We start from the raw sequence: 19,489 nt of genomic DNA, 5'->3' as shown, positions 1-19,489 counted from the left end.
GCCGATGCCCGCCGCCCCGCTGTCCCCGCAGGCCGCCGGGATCGTGCTCACCACCGAGCACCCCGAGCGCCGGCGCGGGCCACAGGGTGGCACCCGTCCCCCGTACGGCGCCCCCGTCCGAACCCACCTGCCCGACGGCACCGTGCTGTCCTGGCGGCCCCTCGAGCTGGACTCGATCGTCCGCTACGCGATCGACGCCGAGTACGCCGACCGACCCCTGCCGCGGGCCCTCACCCGCCGCTTCGGTACCGAGGACTTCTGGACCCGGTGGACCCGGGGCGAGGTCTGCGCGAAGCTCACCGACACCCCGATCCTGCTGTGGGTGGACACGTACGGCCTGCCCGCCGACCCGGCCGCCGGGACCGCCCTGCGGGTCAGGTCCTTCGACCTGGCCGGCCCGGACGGTCGGACGATCCGGGTCAGCGCCGGTGTCGCCGGCGGTGTCGTCGCCGGCCGATAGGCTGGGCCGGTGAGCGAGCCCCAGGACGTCCCCCCGCCCGACGACCGCACCGTCGCCGTGACGCTGTCCGGGGTCCGCAGCCGGACGCACCTGGTCCACGTCGCCTCGTACGTCCGCCAGCTGCTCACCACCCGCACCGGCGCGCTCGTCGTGCGCAGCCTCGGGACCGGTGGCTTCCTGGGCCGCACCACAGTCACGGCCGAGGACGTCGTCGCGTTCCTGCCCGACGATCCGCGGCTGGACGTCCGCACCGACCCCGATCCGCACACCCTTGCCCCCGGGACCGACGTGGACTGGGTCTACCTGGCCGTCGGTGCCCCGGGCATCAAGCCGTGGGCCCGGATGGTCGCCCACCAGCCGCTGCACCGGCCAAGGGTCGTCGTGGTCGACGAGGGACTGGGTACGTACGGCACCTGGCGCACCCGCCGCGACGCCTGGGTACGCCAGGGCGGCGGCCGGGTCTGGCCGACCGTACGGGCCCTCGCCGTGACCGGCGCCGGCAGGCTGCTGACCGACGAACGCTGGCCGCTGTACCTCCACACGCCCCACCCCGCTCGTACGGGCCCGGGCAGCACCGCCGGTACGAGCGCGGCCGGCGGGCCGGCCTGGACGGTGAACCCGCTGGTCGCCGAGGAGTTCCGCCGCCGGACCCCGGCGCCGGCGACCCTGGCGGACCGGGCGCTGTACCTCGCCCAGCCGTGGGTCGCGATGGGCGTCCTCGACGCCGCCGACCACCGGCACCACCTGCAGGCGGTCCAGGCCGCGGTGCGGGCCGCCGGGCTGGACTTCGTCATCCGCCCGCACCCGGCCGACCCGGACGGCATGTACGAGGGGTTCCCGGTCGCGCTCGGGACCGGACCGGCGGAGATGGATCCCGACGTGGTCGGCTCACGGGTCGTGCTGGGCACCACCAGCACCGCCCTGGTCAACCTCGCCGCGCTGTACGGGACCCATGCGGTGCGGATCCGGCACGAGGCGCTGGGCCACCTGGACGACGAGCTCGGCCCGGACCAGCGCTCCCTGCTGGAGCAGTACGTCCCACGTACGGCCACGGCGGCCGGCCTGTCCGCCGCGATTCGGGCGCTCGACTGACCACATGACCTCTCCGGACCGCCCGGCCCCTAGAGTCAAGACGACACCCTGTCCCCCACTGCCGCTCGGCGGCCCGCGCACCAGAGGAAGCCCGATGAGCCAGGACCCGTACCCGACCGGACCGAACGAGCCCTCCCCTCGCCCGGCCCGGGACCTCCCCCCGCAGGCCCCGGACTTCGCAGCGCAGGCCCCGGACTTCGCACCCCCAGCCACGCCCCAGCCGTACGGACGGCCGGGTCCTCGGCACCAGCCCCAGCAGTACGAGGCCGGGACGCCCTACGGGGCGCCGGGCCAGTACGGCCAGCCTTCGCACGGGCAGACCTATCCGTACGAGCCGGCCGAACCGTACGACCAGCCCTATCCGCCCGCCGGGCAGGCCCAAGGCCCGTACCCGGCGCCGGCCCCGTTCGAGTCGCCCGCCAAGGACGACAACCCCTTCGCCGCCCTGCTCGACGTGGGCTTCACCCAGTTCGCCACCCCCGCGGTGACCAAGTTCCTCTACATTTTGCTGGTGCTGGTCGGGGTGATCGTCTGGCTGTTCGCGATCGTGACCGGCTTCGCGTGGAGCGGGGCGTCCGGCCTGGGCGCACTGGTCGGCGGCGGACTCGGCCTGGCCGCCTGGATCCTGCTGGTCCGGGTGTCGCTGGAGTTCTTCCTCTCGATCGTCCGGGTCGCCCAGGACGCCCAGGCGATCCGCGAGGGGCTGGACGAGCTGCGCGCCGAGCCGCGGCACGACGAGGGAGCCGCGCCTTCCGAGCGTGACTGAGGCTCCGGGGCCCTCATCCAGGTGGGCATTCGTTCGCGACACCTGCTGGAGGTCTGCGTGCAGCGCAAGTGCCACACGTTGTTCACCGGGAGGACAACCTGAGTTCTTCCTGTGCTCGTCGGCCCTCCCTACGGTGAGGCTGCGACACCACTCCGGTGCCGCGTCCAGCACTTCGGAGGGTTCATGAAGCGCACTCTGTCCACCATCACCTCGGCCTGCGCGGCCGGGGCGCTCGTCGTCTCGGGGCTCGGCTCCGCGATGGCGACGCCGGCATCAGCCGCGCCGACCGCCGCCACCACCACCAGGTCTGTCGCCGGCGCCAACAACGGCCAGATCCGGAACGTGATCTACCTGCTGGGTGACGGCATGGGCCGTACCCACGTGACCGCAGGCCGTGAGCGGTTCTACGGCAGCAACGGCAAGATGGTCATGGAGACCATGCCGGCCCAGGGCTACGTCAGCACCTATGCGGTCGAGAAGAAGTCGGGCCAGCCCGGCCAGGCCGATTTCCGCCCCAACTACGTCACCGACTCCGCGTCCGCCGCGACCGCTTGGTCCTCGGGCGTGAAGACCTACAACGCCGCGCTCGGCATCGATGCCAAGGGCACCGTCGTCCCCACCGTGATGGAGATGGCCAAGCAGGCCGGCTACCGCACGGGCAACGTCAGCACCGCCGAGATCACCGACGCCACCCCGGCCGGCCAGATGAGCCATGCGCTGGCCCGCGGCTGCCAGGGACCGGTCTACTCCGACAAGTCCTGCCAGGACACGGCCGTCACCGGCGAAAAGCTCCCCACCAGCGACGTGCGCGTCACGCCGATCGCCAAGCAGATCGCCCGCAACGGCACCGCCGACGTGATCCTGGGCGGCGGCCTGAGCCGCTTCGACTCCGCCGATGAACAGGCCCTGAAGGACCAGGGCTACGACGTCCTCGGCTCGCCCGCCTCGCAGACCGTCGCCACCGGCGCCGATCTGGCCGCGGCGCAGGGCGACAAGGTGTTCGCCCTGTTCAACAAGGGCAACCTGACCGTCGAGAAGTCGAAGCAGGACGCCCCGGCATCGACCGAGGCGAAGGAGCCGACGCTGGCCGCGATGACCCAGAAGTCGATCCAGCTGCTCGACTCCGGTGCGGGCAAGCAGGGCAAGGGCTTCTACCTGCAGGTCGAGGGTGCACTGATCGACAAGCGTTCGCACGCCAACGACGCCGCCCAGACCCTGGAGGAGATCAAGGCCTTCGACGACGCCGTCGCGGCCGCCCTCGACTTCGCCAAGAAGGACGGGCACACCCTGGTCATCGTCACCGCCGACCACGAGTGCGCGGGCTTCAACATCATCGAGAAGGGCAGCTTCACCAACGCCGAGGCCGCCAACCCCCCGGGGAACGTGGACGGCAGCAACACCGCCAACAACTCCACCCCGACCCGTCCCTACAGCGCCAACACCAAGGACGCCACCCGCTCCAGCGGCATCGTCAACGGTGCCGGCGCGGGCGACCCGCACAACTTCGCCCCGGCCACCTTCCGCACCCCCGATGACGCCGCGGGCGTGAAGGACGGCAGCCCCGAGGCCAGCCTGTGGCTGTCCTACCTGTCCGGCAACCACACCGGCGCCGACGTCCCGGTCTACGCGTACGGGGCCGGCTCCGAGAAGATGCAGGGCTCGGTCGACAACACCGACCTGTTCGACATCATGACCGGCGCACTCCGCGTCAGCTGACCGACCGACGACCAGGTGGGGGACGGCGAGAGCCGTCCCCCACCGCGTACCCCAGGACAACGATGAAGTCCCTCCTCGCCCCCACCCTCCTGACAGTCGTCCTGCTGGCCGGCTGTTCCGGCTCGCCGTCCACCGACGGACCCGAGCCGGCCGCCACGGCCCGCCCGGCAGCTGCGGTCACCGAGTTTCCCGGCCTCGCGGCCGCCACCGGAGAGCCCGACGTACCCTCGCTGGCGCAGGTCCACCCCCGGCCGGGCCAGGCGATCCGGGCGGCCGGCCCGTTCGACGACCGCTTCCAGATCAACGGCCTGGCGTTCACGGACGGCCGGGTGAGCGGTGCCGTCCGGATCACCTCGGACGTCAGTACCCTGCTCGAGCTGCAGGTGGTCGCCGGCTTCTACGACGCCGACGGCAAGCTGCTCGGCACCTCCCGGTTCGAGCACCACACCGACGAGTCGGCCGGGGACACCCATACCGGTGCGCCCAGCGAGTCCGAACCGTTCAGCATCGCGGTCCCCACGGAGGCCGCCGCAAAGGCTGTCTCCGCTGCCGTGGCCGTACCGATCCTGGTGAACGAGTAGCCGCCGCCCTGCGGCGGCTGCGCCGGGCCGGGGCCGCCTCCAGCCGCCGCGTCACGGGCGGGGCCGCGCCGGCAGCCCACGCCGACAGCACCGGACACCGACCGGTGAACGGACGAGGTCCCGGGATCCGAACGGACCCCGGGACCTCGCCCTGACGACCGGCCACCCCCCGGAGGGCCGGCCGGGCTCAGAAGAGCAGCGCCAGCGCCGGATCGGCCAGCAGCCGCGCCACGTCGGCAAGGAACTTCGAGCCGCCCTCGCCGTCGACCAGCCGGTGGTCGAAGGAGACCGCCAGCGTGGTCACCCAGCGCGGCTCGATCCGCTCCGACGAGCCGGTGCCGATCACCCAGGGACGGCGTGAGATCGCACCGAGGCAGAGGATGCCGGACTCGCCGTTGTTCAGGATCGGGGTGCCGGCGTCGACGCCGAACACGCCGACGTTGGTGATGGTGAACGTGCCGCCGCGCAGCTCGGCCGGCTGGATGCGACCCTCGCGGGCGGTATGGGTCAGCTCACCGAAGTGGCGGGCCAACTCGAGCAGGCCCATCTGGTCGGCGCCCTTGATGTTGGGCACCAGCAGGCCGCGCGGGGTGGCCGCGGCGACGCCCAGGTTCACGTCGCCGTAGTAGACGATCTCCTGCGCCTCCTCGTCCCACCGGGCGTTCAGCTCCGGATTGGTCCGCAGGGCCAGACAGGCGGCCTTGGCCACCACCAGCATCGGGGACACCCGTACGTCGCGGAACTCGCGGGCACTCTTCAGCTTCTCGACCAGGTCCATCGTGCCGGTGACGTCACAGGTCAGCCACTCGGTCACGTGCGGTGCGGTGAACAGCGACCGGGCGACCGCCTGCGCGGTGGCCTTGCGGACCCCGCGGACCGGAACCCGCCCGTACGACAGCTTCGGCGGCCCGAACAGCTCCTCACGCTCGGTCCCGGTGTCGCCACCGGCTGCGACCGCCGCGGCGACCGGGGAGACCGGAGGCTCGATGTGCGGGGCCGGGGTCGGGTGGCCCTGCCGGGACAGCCAGGCGTCGACGTCGGCGTACGTCACGGTCCCGCCCGGTCCGGTGCCGGGCACCTCGCGGAGTCGTACGCCCCGGTCGCGGGCGTACTTGCGGACCGGCGGCTTCGCCATCGCGGGGCCGGGCTTGCGCGGGCGACGGGCCGTCGCAGCGGCCTCGGGGCCGTAGCCGACCAGGTTCGCCTTGGCGGCGGCGGGCGCCTCCGGCTCCGGCGCAGCGGCCGGGGCGGCAGCGGTCCTCGGGGCGGCCGGGGTGGAGGGCCCGGCGGACGGGCCGGCAGCGGCGGGGGCCGCCGGAGCCGATGCGGCAGGAGCGGCCGCGGCCGGCGCGGCGGGTTCGCGGGCCGGCTCCTCGTCGCCGGTGCCGTCGTCGATCACGACGATGTCGTCGCCGACCAGGACCTCCTCGCCGACCTCGGCGAGGAGTTCGACGATGCGACCGGCCCACGGGCTGGGCAGCTCGACCAGGGACTTGCTGGTCTCGACCTCGACGAGCGGGTCGTTGACCTTCACCTCGTCACCGACGGCGACGAGCCAGGTGACGATCTCGGCCTCGGTGAGGCCTTCCCCCGGGTCGGGGAGCGGGAAGCGCTTCATGGTCTGTCCTTCCGGGTCAGTAGTCGAGGGATCGGTCGACGGCGTCGAGCACCCGGTCCAGGTCGGGCAGGTGGTGGCGTTCCACCTTGCTCGGAGGATAGGGGACATCGAAGCCGGTCACCCGGAGGACGGGGGCTTCCAGCGACCAGAAGCACTGCTCCTGGATCCGGGCTGCGACCTCCGAGCCCAGGCCGAGGGTCTGCGGCGCCTCGTGCACGATGACCAGGCGTCCGGTGCGGCGCACCGAGGCCTCGACCGGCCCCAGGTCCAGCGGGGAGAGCGTGCGCAGGTCGATCACCTCGATGCTGTTGCCCTCCTTGGCCGCGGCCTCCGCGGCCTCCAGGCAGGTCGGGACGGTCGACCCGTACGCGACCATCGTCACGTCGGTGCCGGGCCGGACGACCGCCGACTCGAACAGGCCACGCGGCGGCGCGGACGGGTCGACCTCGCCCTTCATGTGGTAGCGACGCTTGGGCTCCAGGAAGACCACCGGGTCATCGGCTGCGATGGCCTGCTGGATCATCCAGTAGGCATCGTTCGGGGTGGAGGGGCTGACCACCTTCAGGCCCGGGGTGTGGATGAAGTAGCTCTCCACCGACTCCGAGTGGTGCTCGATGGCACCGATGCCGCCCTGGAACGGGATCCGGATGACCACCGGCATGTTCACCCGGCCCGCGGTGCGCGAGTGGATGTGGGCCAGCTGGGTGGTGATCTGGCTGAACGCGGGGAACACGAAGCCGTCGAACTGGATCTCCAGCACCGGCCGCCAGCCGCGCATGGCCATCCCGATCGCGGTGCCGACGATGCCGGACTCCCCCAGCGGGGTGTCCCGGACCCGGTCCTCGCCGAACTCGTCGAGCAGGCCCTCGGTGATCCGGAACACGCCACCGAGGGTGGCGACGTCCTCACCGGCGATGATCACCCGGTCGTTCGCGGCCATCGCGGCGCGCATCCCGGCGGTCAGGGCCTTGCCGAAGGTCAGCGTGGTCGGCTCGGTCAGGACCGGGGCGCGGCGGGTGGTCTCCTTGGTGCTGCGGGCGGCGCTCATCGGCGCACCTCCTCGTCGTCGAAGGATGCGGCGTACGTACGGTAGGCCTGCTGCTGTTCGGCCAGCTCATCGGTCTGCTCGGCGTAGACCTGGTCGAACCAGTCGGCGAAGTCCGGCGGGTCCAGGGCCAGGGTGCGGGCGCGCAGGTCAGCGGCGAAGTCGTCCACCTCGACCTGCAGGGCGTCCAGCCATGCCTCGTCGATCGCACCGGCGCGCATCAGGTAGGTCCGGACGCGCTCGATCGGGTCCTTCGCCCTCCAGCGGTCCTCCTCCGCGCGGGAGCGGTACTTGGTCGGGTCGTCCGAGGTGGTGTGTGCGCCCATCCGGTAGGTGAACATCTCTATCAGCTGCGGGCCACCGCCATGGCGGGCCCGCGCGAGGGCTGCCTCGGTGACCGCCTGTACGGCCAGCACGTCGTTGCCGTCGACCCGTACGCCCGGGATGCCGAAGCCCTCACCCCGCCGGGCCAGCGGAACGACGGTCTGGCGGGTGGTGGGCACCGAGATGGCCCACTGGTTGTTGGTCACGATGAAGACGACAGGCGCCTTGTAGCTGGCGGCCCATACCAGCGCCTCGTTGACGTCACCCTGGGCGCTCGCGCCGTCGCCGAAGAACGCCAGCACGGCGCCGTCATCGGCCTTGCCGTTGCCGGTCAGTCCCTCCAGCTGCAGGCCCATCGCCCAGCCGACGGCGTGCAGCGGCTGGGAGCCGATCACGATCGCGTAGCGGTTGAAGCGGGTGGCGATCGGGTCCCACCCGCCCATGTCGACGCCACGGAACAACGACATGATGTCGACCGGGTCGACCCCGCGCATCAGCGCCGCACCGTGCTCGCGGTAGGTGGGGAAGCACATGTCGGACGGCTTCATCGCGTGCATCGTGCCCACGCCGACGGCCTCCTGGCCCAGCGTCGGGGGCCACAGGCCGAGCTGTCCCTGGCGCTGCAGCGCGGTGCCCTCGGCATCGAGCCGGCGCGTCATCACCATGTCGCGCAGGGCGCCGGCGATGTCGGTATCGGTTCCCCGGTACGCGTGGTCAGCGTCCTCGACCCGTACGCCGTCGGGGCCGAGCAGCCCGATCATGCGTACGCCCGTGCTGTGGTCCGCCATGCGGCATCCTCCTGAACAATCCGAAACCTACGGTGGCGTAGCTTCACCGCTGAGGCTACGGGACCGTAGGTTGCCACGTCTCCACAGGGTCGACAAGAACTCCCGGGGGCGAGTTGGCGGGTTCCCACAAACACGGGGAGCGGCGCCGCACCGCTGCCGGTAACCTGCAGTCCATGGAGCCCACCCCCTCGCCGACCGAGCCCACCGGCGCAGCCCAGCAGGTCACCCCCGAGCCAGGTCCGGTGCAGCCCGCCGGTCGCCACGTCACAGTGGTGGGGGCGGGCGTGTCCGGGCTGGTCGCCGCCCGCGACCTGGCCCGGGCCGGGTTCCGGGTGACGCTGGTCGAGTCCGCCGACCGCCTGGGCGGCCAGGTCCGGACGATCGACTTCGCCGACCGGCGCGTCGACGTCGGCGCCGAGGCCGTGTACGTCCGCCCGCCGCACCTGGCCGGGCTGGTCCGCGAGCTGGGCCTGTGGGACTCCGCTGTCGGCTCCCACCCGGGCACCACCCTGCTCGGCCACCCGCACGGGGCCCAGCCGATGCCGGCAGGGATCGGCCCGACCGGACCGACCCAGCTGATGCCGGTGGTCCGCTCCGGGATGCTGTCGCTGCCCGGCATGGTCCGGGCCGGCCTGGAGCCGTTCCTGGCCCGGATGACCCCGCCGCTGCCGGTCGACCAGGACATCAGCGTCGGCGGGTTCCTCGCCTCCCGGTTCGGGCACGAGGTGGTGCGCCGGTTCGTCGACCCGATGCTGGGCAGCCTGCACAGCGGCGACGTCTACCAACTGTCGTTGCGCGGCAACGCCCCGCAACTGGTGGCCGCGGCCGAGCACAACAAGTCCCTGATGCTCCAGCGGACACCGAAGGCGACCACCAGCGGCCCCGGCTTCCTGTCCTGGACCGACGGCCTGCAGACCCTCACCAATGCCCTGGCCGCCGACATCGTCGCCCACGGCGGGACCATCAGCACCGGCGTCGACGTACGCCAACTGGCCCGCGTCGCCCAGGGTTGGCAGGTCCGCACCTCCGCCGGCGGGTTCGAGACCGACGCGGTCGTCCTGGCCACCCCGACCCAGGTCACCGCCGACCTGCTCTCACTGCTGCGCGGCAGTGCCGCCGAGACCCTGCGCAAGCAGCGCGCCGCCAGCATCGCGAACGTGCTGCTGGCGATGTCTGCCGACCAGGTCTTCACCCACCGGCGCGGCGACCGGACGCTGCTGCGGGCCACCCCGGAGACCAACGGCATCCTGCTGCCCTCCGACGCCCCGTGGACGATGAAGGCCGCCACCTTCCTGACCACCAAGTGGCCGCACCTGCGCCTGACCGCCGACGGCCGGGACGACAACACCTTCCTGGTCCGGGTCTCCGCGGGCCGGGTCGGCCGCCACGAGATCGACGACCTGGACGATGCCGCGCTGGTGGCGCAGATGGCCGACGACCTGCACCGCACCACGGGGATCAGTGCCGAGGTCCGCGAGTCGAAGGTGGTCCGCTGGCCGGTCGTCCCCCAGTGCGAGGTCGGCCAGCCGGCCGACGTCGCCGCGATCCGCGCCGACCTGGCCCGCCAGCTGCCGACGCTGGCCCTGGCCGGCGGCGGCATCGACGGACTGGGCATCTCCTCAGTGGTGCGGTCCGGCCAGAACGCCGCCCGGACGATCATCGACGCCCTCGCCTGATGGCGGGCGTCCTGGTCGCCGGGACCTCGTCGGACGCCGGCAAGTCCCTGCTCGTCACCGGCCTGTGCCGGGCCCTGGTCCGCCGCGGCGTACGGGTCGCGCCGTTCAAGGCACAGAACATGTCGAACAACTCGATGGTCGTCGCCGGCCCGGACGGACGCGCGGGCGAGATCGGCCGGGCGCAGTGGCTGCAGGCCCGGGCCGCCCGCCTGGAACCGACGGTCGACATGAACCCGGTCCTGCTCAAGCCCTCCACCGACCGGCGCTCCCACGTGGTGCTGCGCGGGCAACCGCACGGCACCCTCGAGGCCGGCCAGTACGCCCATGGTCGCGGTGAGCTGGTCGCGGCGGCCTTCGCGGCGTACGAGGCGCTCCAGGAGGCGTACGACCTGGTCGTCTGCGAGGGGGCCGGATCGCCGGCCGAGATCAACCTGCGCGCCGGCGACTACGTCAACATGGGCCTGGCCCGGCGGTTCGGGCTGCCGGTGGCGCTGGTCGGTGACATCGACCGGGGCGGCATGCTCGCCGCGGTGTTCGGCACCTGGGGGCTGCTGGAGGCCGAGGACCGCGCCCTGCTCGCCGGCTACGTGGTGAACAAGTTCCGCGGCGACGTGTCGGTGCTCGAGCCCGGCCTGGTCACGCTGAGCGAACGCACCGGGCTGGCCTGCTTCGGGGTGGTGCCGTGGCTGGAGGGGGTCTGGCTGGACAGCGAGGACACCCTGAAGGTCAGCACGCCCGCACCGAGCGCCCGGGACACCGGGCCGCGGCTGTCGGTGGCGGTCGTCCGCCTGCCGCGGGTGTCGAACGCCACCGACCTCGACGCCCTGGGGGCCGAACCGGGCATCGACCTGACCGTCACCACCCGCCCGGACGTGCTGGCCGCCGCCGACCTGGTGGTGGTGCCGGGCAGCCGCTCGACCATCGGGGACCTGGACTGGCTGCGGACCGCCGGCCTGGACCGGGTGCTCGCCGAGCGGGCGACCGCGGGCCGGCCGGTGCTGGGCATCTGCGGCGGCTACCAGTTGCTGGGTCGTACGATCGCCGATCCGGACGGCGTGGAGGCCGGTGCCCCGGGCACCTGGGAGGCAGGTCTGGGGCTGCTGCCGGTCAGCACCGTCTTCCACGCCGAGAAGTCGCTGGGACGCCCGCGCGGGGAATGGGCCGGCCACCCGGTGGTCGGTTACGAGATCCACCACGGCGTCGCCACGGTCGACCCGGGCGCGGAGGCGTTCCTGGACGGGGCCCGGTCCGGGGCGGTGTTCGGCACGATGTGGCACGGGACGATGGAGGACGACGCGTTCCGGCACGCCTTCCTGGCCGAGGTCGCTGGGCTGGCCGGCTCGGGCTGGCGGCCGGACCCCTCGGCCCCCGGCTTCGACGAACGCCGGGAGACGATGATCGATTCCCTCGCGGATGCGATCGAGGAGCATGCGCCGGCGCTGCTGGCGCTGGCGCTGGACCAGCTCGGCTGATCGGCCCCCGGGCCCTGGGTCTGTGTGGCTGAGGCGCCCGGCTCGGGGGCTGCCCGGGGCCGCCCAGTTCGAGGCGCCCAGCTCGAGGCGCCCAGCTCGAGGCGCCCAGCTCGAGGCGCCCAGCTCGGGGCCTGTACTGAATCCCAACACGGGCCCTCGATCGCACTGATCTCGTGACGGGACGACTGGGATCGAGCGCAACCGTTGGGATTCAGTACAGGGATCTCCGAGAGCCGACCACTGGACACGTCCCAGCCGGCATGCGATGGTTGAAACCCTAACCAATCCAGGAGCCCGCATGTCGCAGATCACCGCCGCCCACTGGTCGCGCCCGGAGGACGAGCGCGCCGGCACCACGCTGGTGGTCGCCCTGCACGGGCGCGGGTCCGACGAGAGGCCGATGCTCAAGCTCGGCCGCCTGATGCCCGACTCGGTGACCCTGGTCGCGCCGCGCGGGCCGATCCCGGTCGGATCGGGCTGGACCTGGTTCGACAACAAGGGCATCGGTCGTCCCCGCGAGGAGTCGATCAAGGAGACCGCCGCCGCCCTGCTGGCCTGGTTGGGCGAGGTCGCCGAGGCCCACTCCCGCATCGTCCTGCTCGGCTTCTCTGGCGGCACTGCGATGGCCGGTGGCCTGTTGTTCACCGACCCGGAGCGCTTCGCCGGGGCCGTCCTGCTGTCGGGCACCCTGCCCTGGGACGCCGGCTTCGAGACGCCGGAAGGCCTGCTGTCCGGGATGCCGATCTTCTGGAGCATCGATCCCGAGGACCGGGTTATCCCCACCGACCTGGCCACCCGCAGCCACGACTGGCTGGTCGCGCAGTCCGGCGCAGACCTGACCGAGCACGTCTACCCCGGCGTCGGGCACGAGATCAGCCAGCAGGAGGCGCAGGACATTGCCGCCTTCGTGGGCGCGATCGCCGCGGTCTGACCGCACTCCGCCCGGCCCGATCACCGCGGCCTGAGCCCGTCCGGTCACCGCACCGGACCGGCGCGGCCATCATCCCGGCCGATGGCAGGATGACCGCATGATCAGCACAGTGCAGGTGATCGGCATCGGGACGGGTGACCCGGGGCTGGTCACGTACGAGGCCGCGGCCGCCCTCCGCGAGGTCGACGTGTTCCTGGTCGCCGACAAGGGCGACGCCAAGGCCGACCTGGTCGAGGCGCGCCGGGCGCTGTGCGAGCACTTCATCGGCGATTCCCATCCGTACCGGTTCATCGAGGTCCCCGACCCCAAGCGCGGCCCGGATGCCGAGCGCGACAGCACGGCGTACGGTGCGGGCGTCCGGGACTGGCACGCCGCCCGGGTCGCCGCGTACGCCGCGATCATCGACCAGCTTCCGGAGGGCAGCACGGTCGGGTTCCTGGTCTGGGGCGACCCGGCCTTCTACGACTCGACGCTGCGGATCGTCGACGCGCTCCGGGAGACCAGTGGCCCGTTCGAGGTGCGCGTCCATCCCGGGATCAGCGCGCCCCAGCTGCTCGCCGCCCGGCACGCGATCCCGCTGAACCGGATCGGCACCTCGATCCATGTCACCACCGGGCGCCGGCTGGTGCAGGAGTACTCCCCCGACCTGGGCGACGTCGTGGTGATGCTCGACGGGCACCTGGCCTGCCGCGACCTGGTCGACCAGCACCCCGACCTGACGATCTACTGGGGCGCCTACCTGGGCGGCCCTGCCGAGGTGCTGCGGTCCGGGCGGCTCGCCGAGGTCATCGACGAGTTGGTCGCCCTGCGCGCCGAACTGCGCGAGCAGCACGGCTGGGTGATGGACACGTACCTGTTGAGGCCGTAGGCGGAACCCGACGAGCGACGCCGCGAGGTTCCCAAAACTGGGGCCCCGCGACCCTCGACACCTCGGTAAGGCGGACCTAACCTGAAGGCGTCATAGACGTGTTCGAGGCGCTGCCCCGGCTCACCCCGAGGTTTGCGCCGCGTCGGCCAGGTCGGAGGGTGTCATGAGCGCTGGGATGCTCGAGAAACTGCGAGCTACGGTGAAGGGCCCGGTCGTCGCTCCGGGCGACTCTGGCTATGACGAGGCCAGGAAGGTCTACAACTTCATGATCGACCGCCACCCTGCCGCGGTCGTGACGTGCAGGACGACGGAGGACGTCGTCGCCGTCGTCCGGCTGGCCTCGGAGACCGGCACCGAACTGGCCGTGCGCGGAGGTTCGCACAGCGTTCCCGGCTACGGAACCGCGGACGACGCCCTGGTGGCCGACCTCTCCGGCCTCACGTCGGTCACGGTGGACGCCGCCGGGCGGACTGCCCGGGTCGGCGGGGGCGCGACCTGGGGAGGTTTCAACGAGGTGGCCGGAGCCCACGGGCTGGCGACGACGGGGGGCATCATCTCGACGACCGGGGTGGGCGGCCTCACCCTCGGTGGCGGGATCGGCTACCTTGCCCGGGCCCACGGCCTCTCCTGCGACAACCTGCTGGAGGCCCGGGTCGTCACGGCCGACGGCACCACGCTGACCGCGAGCGAGTCCGAGAACCCGGACCTGTTCTGGGCACTGCGCGGCGGCGGCGGAAATTTCGGCGTCGTGACGGAGTTCACCTTCCGGATGCATCCGGTGGCCGAGATCTACGGCGGTCCGATGTTCTTCGATCTGTCCGATGGTGATGCCGTGCTGAGCCACTTCAACGAGTTCATCAAGACCGCGCCCCGCGAGTACGGCGGCTTTCCCGCCTTCCAGATCGCGCCGCCGCTGCCCTTCATACCCGGGGACAAGGTCGGTGAGCCCCTGGTGGGGATCGTCTCCTGCTGGACCGGCGCGCCGGACGACGGGGAGAAGATCATCCAGGGGTTCCGGGACGTCGCCCGACCGGTCGCGGAGATGATCGGGCCGATGCCGTACCCGGCCCTCAACAGCGCCTTCGACGCCCTGGTCCCCCGCGGACTGCAGCACTACTGGAAGACGGCCTACGCGACCGATCTCTCGCCCGAGCTGATCCGGGCACACCTCGAGCACGGCCCGAAGCTGCCCGTCGTCAACTCGACCGTCCACCTCTACCCGATCAACGGCGCTTGCCAGGACGTGGCCGCCGATGCGACGGCCTTCGGGCACCGGGACGCCACGTACGCGATGGTGATCGCCGGAATGTGGCCCGATCCTGCCCAGAACGAGGCCAACACGCGGTGGGTGCGGGACTACTACGCCGCCATCGCCCCCCACTCGGAGGCCGGTGGTTACGTGAACTTCGCCTCGTCCGATGACCAGTCGAAGGTCGAGGCCAACTACGGGGTCAGCTACCGGCGGCTGCAGGAGGTGAAGCGCCAGTACGATCCGGACAACCTCTTCCACCTCAACCAGAACATCAAACCCTGATTCCGGTCGGACCGTGCGTGCCCGGAGGCCGGCCCCTACCCCAGCGGCAGCAGCGGCCGGCCGGCGAGCCGGGCCGCCACGGCATGCACCGCGACGACCGGAAGCTGGAGGAACGCCGCGGCGGTCATCGCGACGTCGCCGGCCAGCGAGCTGCCCGGCAGCTTCTCGCCCCGCTTGCGCGCCTGCAGGCCCGACAGCGCGATCCCGTACGCGTTGCCCCACATGATCATCCGGATCGCTCCGAGGATGCCACGGGCCAGGTCCGGCCCGTACATGTCGATGACCACCTGCCAGGCGGCCGGATCGGGGTGGCCCTTGGTGTCGGCGTAGTGCTGGCCGAACATGATGGCCGGCAGTTCGGAGGCCGGCGCGTCGGCGACGTCACCGTCCAGCATCATCCGGATCTCCTCCTCGGGCAGCCCGGCCTCCAGCGCCATCCTGGCGTGGCCGTAGGAGCAGACCGGGCAGCCGTTGACCTCGGTGACCGCCAGCATGATCCGCTCGATGAACGGCAGGCCCAGTTCCTGCTTCCGGCGCCGGAAGTCCGGCAGGCTCCTGGCCGCCAACACCGCGACCCGGTACCCCTCGACCAAGGAGTAGCGCTGCTTGGGGCGGATGAGGGGCGACGCGGGGACCGCGGGGAGGGACGTCATACCCCCGAGGGTATCGGCGGCAGGTCCGGGCGCCAGCTGTGTCCCATCGGCAGGCCTGGAGCGGGCTGCTGGCCGGGCCCGTGGCTCCACTTCTTGGTCCTGCACCGTCCTGCGTGCACGATCAAGAAGTGGAGCCGGGATCCACGGCCCCGGCCCGACCTCATTCCTCCAGGTCGCCCTCCACGTCCAGGTACACCTGCTGCATCCGCGCCATCAGCTCCGGATCGGGTTGTTCCCACAGGCCACGGTCGGCGGCCTCGTGCAGCTTCTCGATGATCCCGTTCAGCGCCCACGGGTTCGCGTGCCGCATGAACTCCTGGTTCTGCTCGTCCAGCACGTACGACTCCACCAGCTGTTCGTACATCCAGTCGTCGACCACCCCGGCGGTCGCGTCGAAGCCGAACAGGTAGTCCACGGTCGCGGCGAGCTCGAAGGCGCCCTTGTAGCCGTGCCGCTGCATCGCGGCGATCCAGCGCGGGTTGACCACCCGGGACCGGAACACCCGGGCGGTCTCCTCGGCCAGGGTCCGGGTCCGGACGGCGTCGGGCACGGTCGAGTCACCGACATACGCCTTCGGCTCAGATCCCGTCAGCGCCCGCACCGTCGCGATCATCCCGCCGTGGTACTGGAAGTAGTCGTCGGAGTCGGCGATGTCGTGCTCGCGGGTGTCGACGTTCTTCGCCGCGACCTGGATCCGCCGGTAGTTGGCCTCCATGTCCTCCCTGGCCGGGCGCCCGTCCATGTCGCGTCCGTACGCGAAGCCGCCCCAGGTGCTGTAGACCTCGGCCAGGTCGGCGTCGGTGCGCCAGTTGCCGGCCTCGATCAGCGGCAGGATCCCGGCGCCGTACGAGCCGGGCTTGGAACCGAAGATCCGCGTCGTGGCCCGGCGCGCATCGCCGTGGGCCGCCAGGTCGGCGCGAGCATGGGCACGTACGTAGTTGTCTTCGTCGTCCTCCTCCAGCCCGGCGACCAGCTCGACCGCATCGTCCAGCATCGCGATCACATGCGGGAACGCGTCCCGGAAGAAGCCCGAGATCCGTACGGTCACGTCGATCCGGGGCCGGCCGAGCTCGGCCAGCGGGACCACGTCGAGGCCAGTGACCCGGCGGGAGGCCTCGTCCCAGGCCGGTACCACGCCCATCAGCGCGAGCACCTCGGCGATGTCGTCACCGGAGGTACGCATCGCGGAGGTGCCCCAGACCGACAGGCCGACCGACTGCGGGTAGTCGCCGGTCTCCTCCAGGTAACGGGCGACGACGGACTCGGCCATCGCCGAGCCGGTCTCGTACGCCAGCCGCGAGGGGATCGCCTTCGGGTCGACCGAGTAGAAGTTGCGCCCGGTCGGCAGCACGTTGACCAGCCCGCGCAGCGGCGAACCCGACGGGCCGGCCGGGGTGTAGCCACCCTCGAGGGCGTGCAGCACCGCGTCGATCTCGCGGGTGGTCCCGAGCAACCGGGGCACCACCTCCTCGCACGCGAACTTCAGCGAGGCGAGCACTGCCGTACGATCCGGCCCGGGCGCTGCTGCCCCGTGCTGCGTCGCATCAGCCGGCACCGCATCAGCCGGCACGGCATCGGCCGTCACGACCTCACTCAGCACCGCCTCGACCACCTCGGGGACCGCTGCGACGTCCCAGTCGTTGCGGGCCAGGCCCTCGACCAGCGCATGCGCCTGCCCCTCGACCCGGTCCACCTCGGCCAGCGGCGCCTCCTCGGCCAGGCCCAGGGCCCGGCGCAGGCCCGGCACCGCGTTCACCGAACCGCCGAAGACCTGGTTGGCGCGCAGCACGGCCAGCACCAGGTTGACCAGTTCCTCGTCCTGCGGCATCCGGCCCAGGATGTGCAGGCCGTCGCGGATCTGCACGTCCTTGATCTCGCACAGCCAGCCGTCGATGTGCATCACGAAGTCGTCGAACGCGGCGCCTTCGGGCCGGTCGTCCAGCCCCAGCTCGGCATCCATCCGGGCGGCGCGGATCAGCGTCCAGATCTCGGCCTGCAGCGCGGGCGCCTTGGCCGGGTCCATCGCCGAGACGTTGCCGTACTCGTCCAGCAGCTGCTCCAGCCGGGCGATGTCGCCGTACGTCTCGGCCCGGGCCATCGGCGGGATCAGGTGGTCGATGATCGTGGCGTGCGCCCGGCGCTTGGCCTGGGTGCCCTCGCCCGGGTCGTTGACCAGGAACGGGTAGACCACCGGGATCGAGCCGAGCGCGGCGTCGGGGCCGTCGGCCGGCGACAGGGCGAGGTTCTTGCCGGGCAGCCACTCCAGGTTGCCGTGCTTGCCCAGGTGGACGATCGCGTCGGCGCCGAACTCCTCGGCCAGCCATCGGTAGGTGGCCAGGTAGTGGTGGGTCGGCGGCAGGTCCGGGTCGTGGTAGATCGCGATCGGGTTCTCCCCGAAGCCGCGCGGCGGCTGGACCATGATCACCACGTTGCCGGCCCGCAGCGCCGCCGAGACGATCTCCCCCTCCGGATCGCCCGAGGCGGGGCTCGTACGATCCAGGAACAGCTCGCCGGGTGCCTCGCCCCAGGCCCCGGTCACCGCCTCGCGCAACTGCTCGGGGAAGGCTGCGAACCACTCCCGGTAGCGGGCCGCCGGCACCCGGATCGGCTGCCCGGACAGCTGCTCGGCGGTCAGCCAGTCCTCGTCCTGGCCACCGGCCGCGATGATCGCGTGGATCAGTTCGTTGCCGCGGGTGGTGTCCTCGGCCTCCCCTGCCGGGGGCTGCCCGACCCGCTCCAGCAGGTCGGCGTACGGCTCGGTGCCGGGGATCTCGCCCGGCTCGCCGATGTCGTAGCCGGCCCCCTTCAGCTGCCGCAGCAGCCGGACCAGGGAGACCGGGGTGTCCAGGCCGACGGCGTTGCCGATCCGGGCGTGCTTGGTCGGGTAGGCCGACAGCACGATCGCGATCCTCCGCTCCTCGGCGGGGATGTGCCGCAGCCGGGCGTGGTTGACCGCCAGTTCGGCGACCCGGCGGGTCCGCTCGGGGTCGGGCACGTAGTGCGGCAGCCCGTCGGCGTCGTTCTCCTTGAACGAGAACGCGGTGGTGATGATCCGCCCGTCGAACTCCGGCACGGCGACCTGGGTGGCCACGTCCAGCGGGCTCATCCCCTCCGCGGAGGACTCCCACGCCTCCCGGCTCCAGGTCAGGCACAACCCCTGCAGGATCGGTACGTCCAGGCGCGCCAGCGCGTCCACGTCCCAGCCCTCGTCGTCCCCGCCGGCCTGGGCGGTCGCGGCACGGGTGCCGCCCGCGGCCAGCACGGTGGTGACGAGCGCGTCGTACCCACCCAGGTGGTCCAGCAGGTCGCCCGGCGCCTCGCGCAACGAGGCGGCGAAGATCGGTACCCCGATCCCGCCGGCCGCGTCGACCGCATCGGCCAGCGCCTCGACGTACGCGACGTTCCCGGCCGCCCACTGGGCCCGGTAGAACAGGATGCCGACCCGCGGCCGGGGGCGTCCGTCCGCGCCCGTCCCATCGGTGGCGCCCACCGCGGCGGTGGGTGCGCCGGCGCCCGGCTCGCGCAGCGCCCCCCAGAACGGCTGCTCGGCCGGCGGCTCGAATCCCTCACCGGTGAGCAGCACGGTGTCGGACAGGAAGCCGTGGACCTGGCGCAGGTTCTCCGAACCGCCCTGGGCCAGGTAGACGTGCGCCTGCGCGGCGACGCCGATCGGGACGGTCGACAGCTCCATCAGCGCCGCGTCCGGGCGCTGCTCGCCGCCCAGTACGACCAGCGGGCGCCCGGCGCCGCGCGCCGCGGCGAAGGTCGCCGGCAGTTCCTGTGGCCCACCGAGGAAGCGGAAGACGACCAGGTCGGCCCGGGCCGCCAGCTCGGCCACCTCGGTCTCGTCGGCCTTCGTCGGGTTGGCCCAGACCCAGTCCGCACCGCACGCGCGGGCGGACAACAGGTCGGTGTCGGAGGTGGACAGCAGGGCGATCGTCGTCACGTGGCTCCCTCGGCGTGTG

The 19,489-nt window shown here is 72.2% G+C and carries 15 protein-coding genes; 10 read left to right on the top strand and 5 right to left on the bottom strand.

Annotation, left to right across the window (positions count from 1 at the left end; translation table 11 throughout):
- Nucleotides 1-4 precede the first annotated feature (4 nt).
- From GA0111570_RS04440 to GA0111570_RS04425, 5 genes are all read left to right on the top strand, one after another.
- A complete protein-coding gene (locus tag GA0111570_RS04440) occupies nucleotides 5-460 on the top strand; it encodes a hypothetical protein (RefSeq protein WP_139283139.1) in 456 nt (151 codons plus the stop codon).
- A gap of 9 nt (nucleotides 461-469) precedes the next feature.
- A complete protein-coding gene (locus tag GA0111570_RS17585; protein WP_175557313.1) occupies nucleotides 470-1,552 on the top strand; it encodes a hypothetical protein in 1,083 nt (360 codons plus the stop codon).
- Nucleotides 1,553-1,646: 94 nt separating this feature from the next.
- Nucleotides 1,647-2,318: a DUF4282 domain-containing protein gene (locus tag GA0111570_RS04435; RefSeq protein WP_175557312.1), complete on the top strand. Its 672-nt coding sequence runs from the start codon at nucleotides 1,647-1,649 to the stop codon at nucleotides 2,316-2,318.
- Between the two features lie 183 nt (nucleotides 2,319-2,501).
- The gene (locus tag GA0111570_RS04430; RefSeq protein WP_092606858.1) at nucleotides 2,502-4,034 is read left to right on the top strand and encodes an alkaline phosphatase; all 1,533 of its coding nucleotides are present in this window, start codon (nucleotides 2,502-2,504) and stop codon (nucleotides 4,032-4,034) included.
- Between the two features lie 62 nt (nucleotides 4,035-4,096).
- Nucleotides 4,097-4,615, top strand: coding sequence for a hypothetical protein (locus tag GA0111570_RS04425; RefSeq protein WP_092606855.1), 519 nt, complete (start codon nucleotides 4,097-4,099; stop codon nucleotides 4,613-4,615).
- Between the two features lie 187 nt (nucleotides 4,616-4,802).
- Here GA0111570_RS04425 and GA0111570_RS04420 read toward each other — a convergent pair whose 3' ends face one another.
- The 3 genes from GA0111570_RS04420 to pdhA are packed head-to-tail and all read right to left on the bottom strand — an operon-like array spanning nucleotide 4,803 to nucleotide 8,363.
- The gene (locus tag GA0111570_RS04420) at nucleotides 4,803-6,233 is read right to left on the bottom strand and encodes a dihydrolipoamide acetyltransferase family protein (protein WP_092606852.1); all 1,431 of its coding nucleotides are present in this window, start codon (nucleotides 6,231-6,233) and stop codon (nucleotides 4,803-4,805) included.
- Between the two features lie 16 nt (nucleotides 6,234-6,249).
- On the bottom strand, nucleotides 6,250-7,281 hold the full coding sequence (locus GA0111570_RS04415; RefSeq protein WP_092606849.1) for an alpha-ketoacid dehydrogenase subunit beta: 1,032 nt from the start codon (nucleotides 7,279-7,281) through the stop codon (nucleotides 6,250-6,252).
- Entirely contained in the window at nucleotides 7,278-8,363 is a 1,086-nt protein-coding gene (gene pdhA / locus GA0111570_RS04410; protein ID WP_217634030.1) for a pyruvate dehydrogenase (acetyl-transferring) E1 component subunit alpha, read from the bottom strand. The genes GA0111570_RS04415 and pdhA overlap by 4 nt, the downstream gene beginning before the upstream one ends.
- 200 nt (nucleotides 8,364-8,563) lie before the next feature.
- On the opposite strand from pdhA, the gene hemG reads away from it, so the two are divergent.
- From hemG to GA0111570_RS04385, 5 genes are all read left to right on the top strand, one after another.
- Nucleotides 8,564-10,066, top strand: coding sequence for a protoporphyrinogen oxidase (hemG, locus tag GA0111570_RS04405; protein ID WP_092606844.1), 1,503 nt, complete (start codon nucleotides 8,564-8,566; stop codon nucleotides 10,064-10,066).
- Nucleotides 10,066-11,538, top strand: a complete 1,473-nt coding sequence (locus GA0111570_RS04400; RefSeq protein ID WP_092606841.1) for a cobyric acid synthase — start codon at nucleotides 10,066-10,068, stop codon at nucleotides 11,536-11,538. Before hemG ends, GA0111570_RS04400 begins: the two co-directional genes overlap by 1 nt.
- A 298-nt stretch (nucleotides 11,539-11,836) precedes the next feature.
- A complete protein-coding gene (locus GA0111570_RS04395; RefSeq protein ID WP_092606838.1) occupies nucleotides 11,837-12,469 on the top strand; it encodes an alpha/beta hydrolase in 633 nt (210 codons plus the stop codon).
- 97 nt (nucleotides 12,470-12,566) lie between these two features.
- Entirely contained in the window at nucleotides 12,567-13,337 is a 771-nt protein-coding gene (gene cobF / locus GA0111570_RS04390) for a precorrin-6A synthase (deacetylating) (protein ID WP_092606835.1), read from the top strand.
- Between the two features lie 163 nt (nucleotides 13,338-13,500).
- The gene (locus GA0111570_RS04385) at nucleotides 13,501-14,871 is read left to right on the top strand and encodes an FAD-binding oxidoreductase (protein WP_092606832.1); all 1,371 of its coding nucleotides are present in this window, start codon (nucleotides 13,501-13,503) and stop codon (nucleotides 14,869-14,871) included.
- 35 nt (nucleotides 14,872-14,906) lie between these two features.
- On the opposite strand, the gene GA0111570_RS04380 is transcribed toward GA0111570_RS04385, so the two are convergent.
- Nucleotides 14,907-15,524 (bottom strand): carboxymuconolactone decarboxylase family protein, encoded by a 618-nt coding sequence (locus tag GA0111570_RS04380; RefSeq protein WP_092606829.1) that lies wholly within the window; start codon nucleotides 15,522-15,524, stop codon nucleotides 14,907-14,909.
- Between the two features lie 160 nt (nucleotides 15,525-15,684).
- On the bottom strand, nucleotides 15,685-19,470 hold the full coding sequence (gene cobN, locus GA0111570_RS04375) for a cobaltochelatase subunit CobN (RefSeq protein WP_092606826.1): 3,786 nt from the start codon (nucleotides 19,468-19,470) through the stop codon (nucleotides 15,685-15,687).
- Between the last annotated feature and the right edge of the window lie 19 nt (nucleotides 19,471-19,489).

Origin of the sequence: Raineyella antarctica (genome assembly GCF_900092135.1) — a bacterium.
Lineage (GTDB): Bacteria > Actinomycetota > Actinomycetes > Propionibacteriales > Propionibacteriaceae > Raineyella > Raineyella antarctica.
Note: the sequence above shows the minus strand (reverse complement) of the source record. Positions and strands in the feature narration are given on the sequence as shown.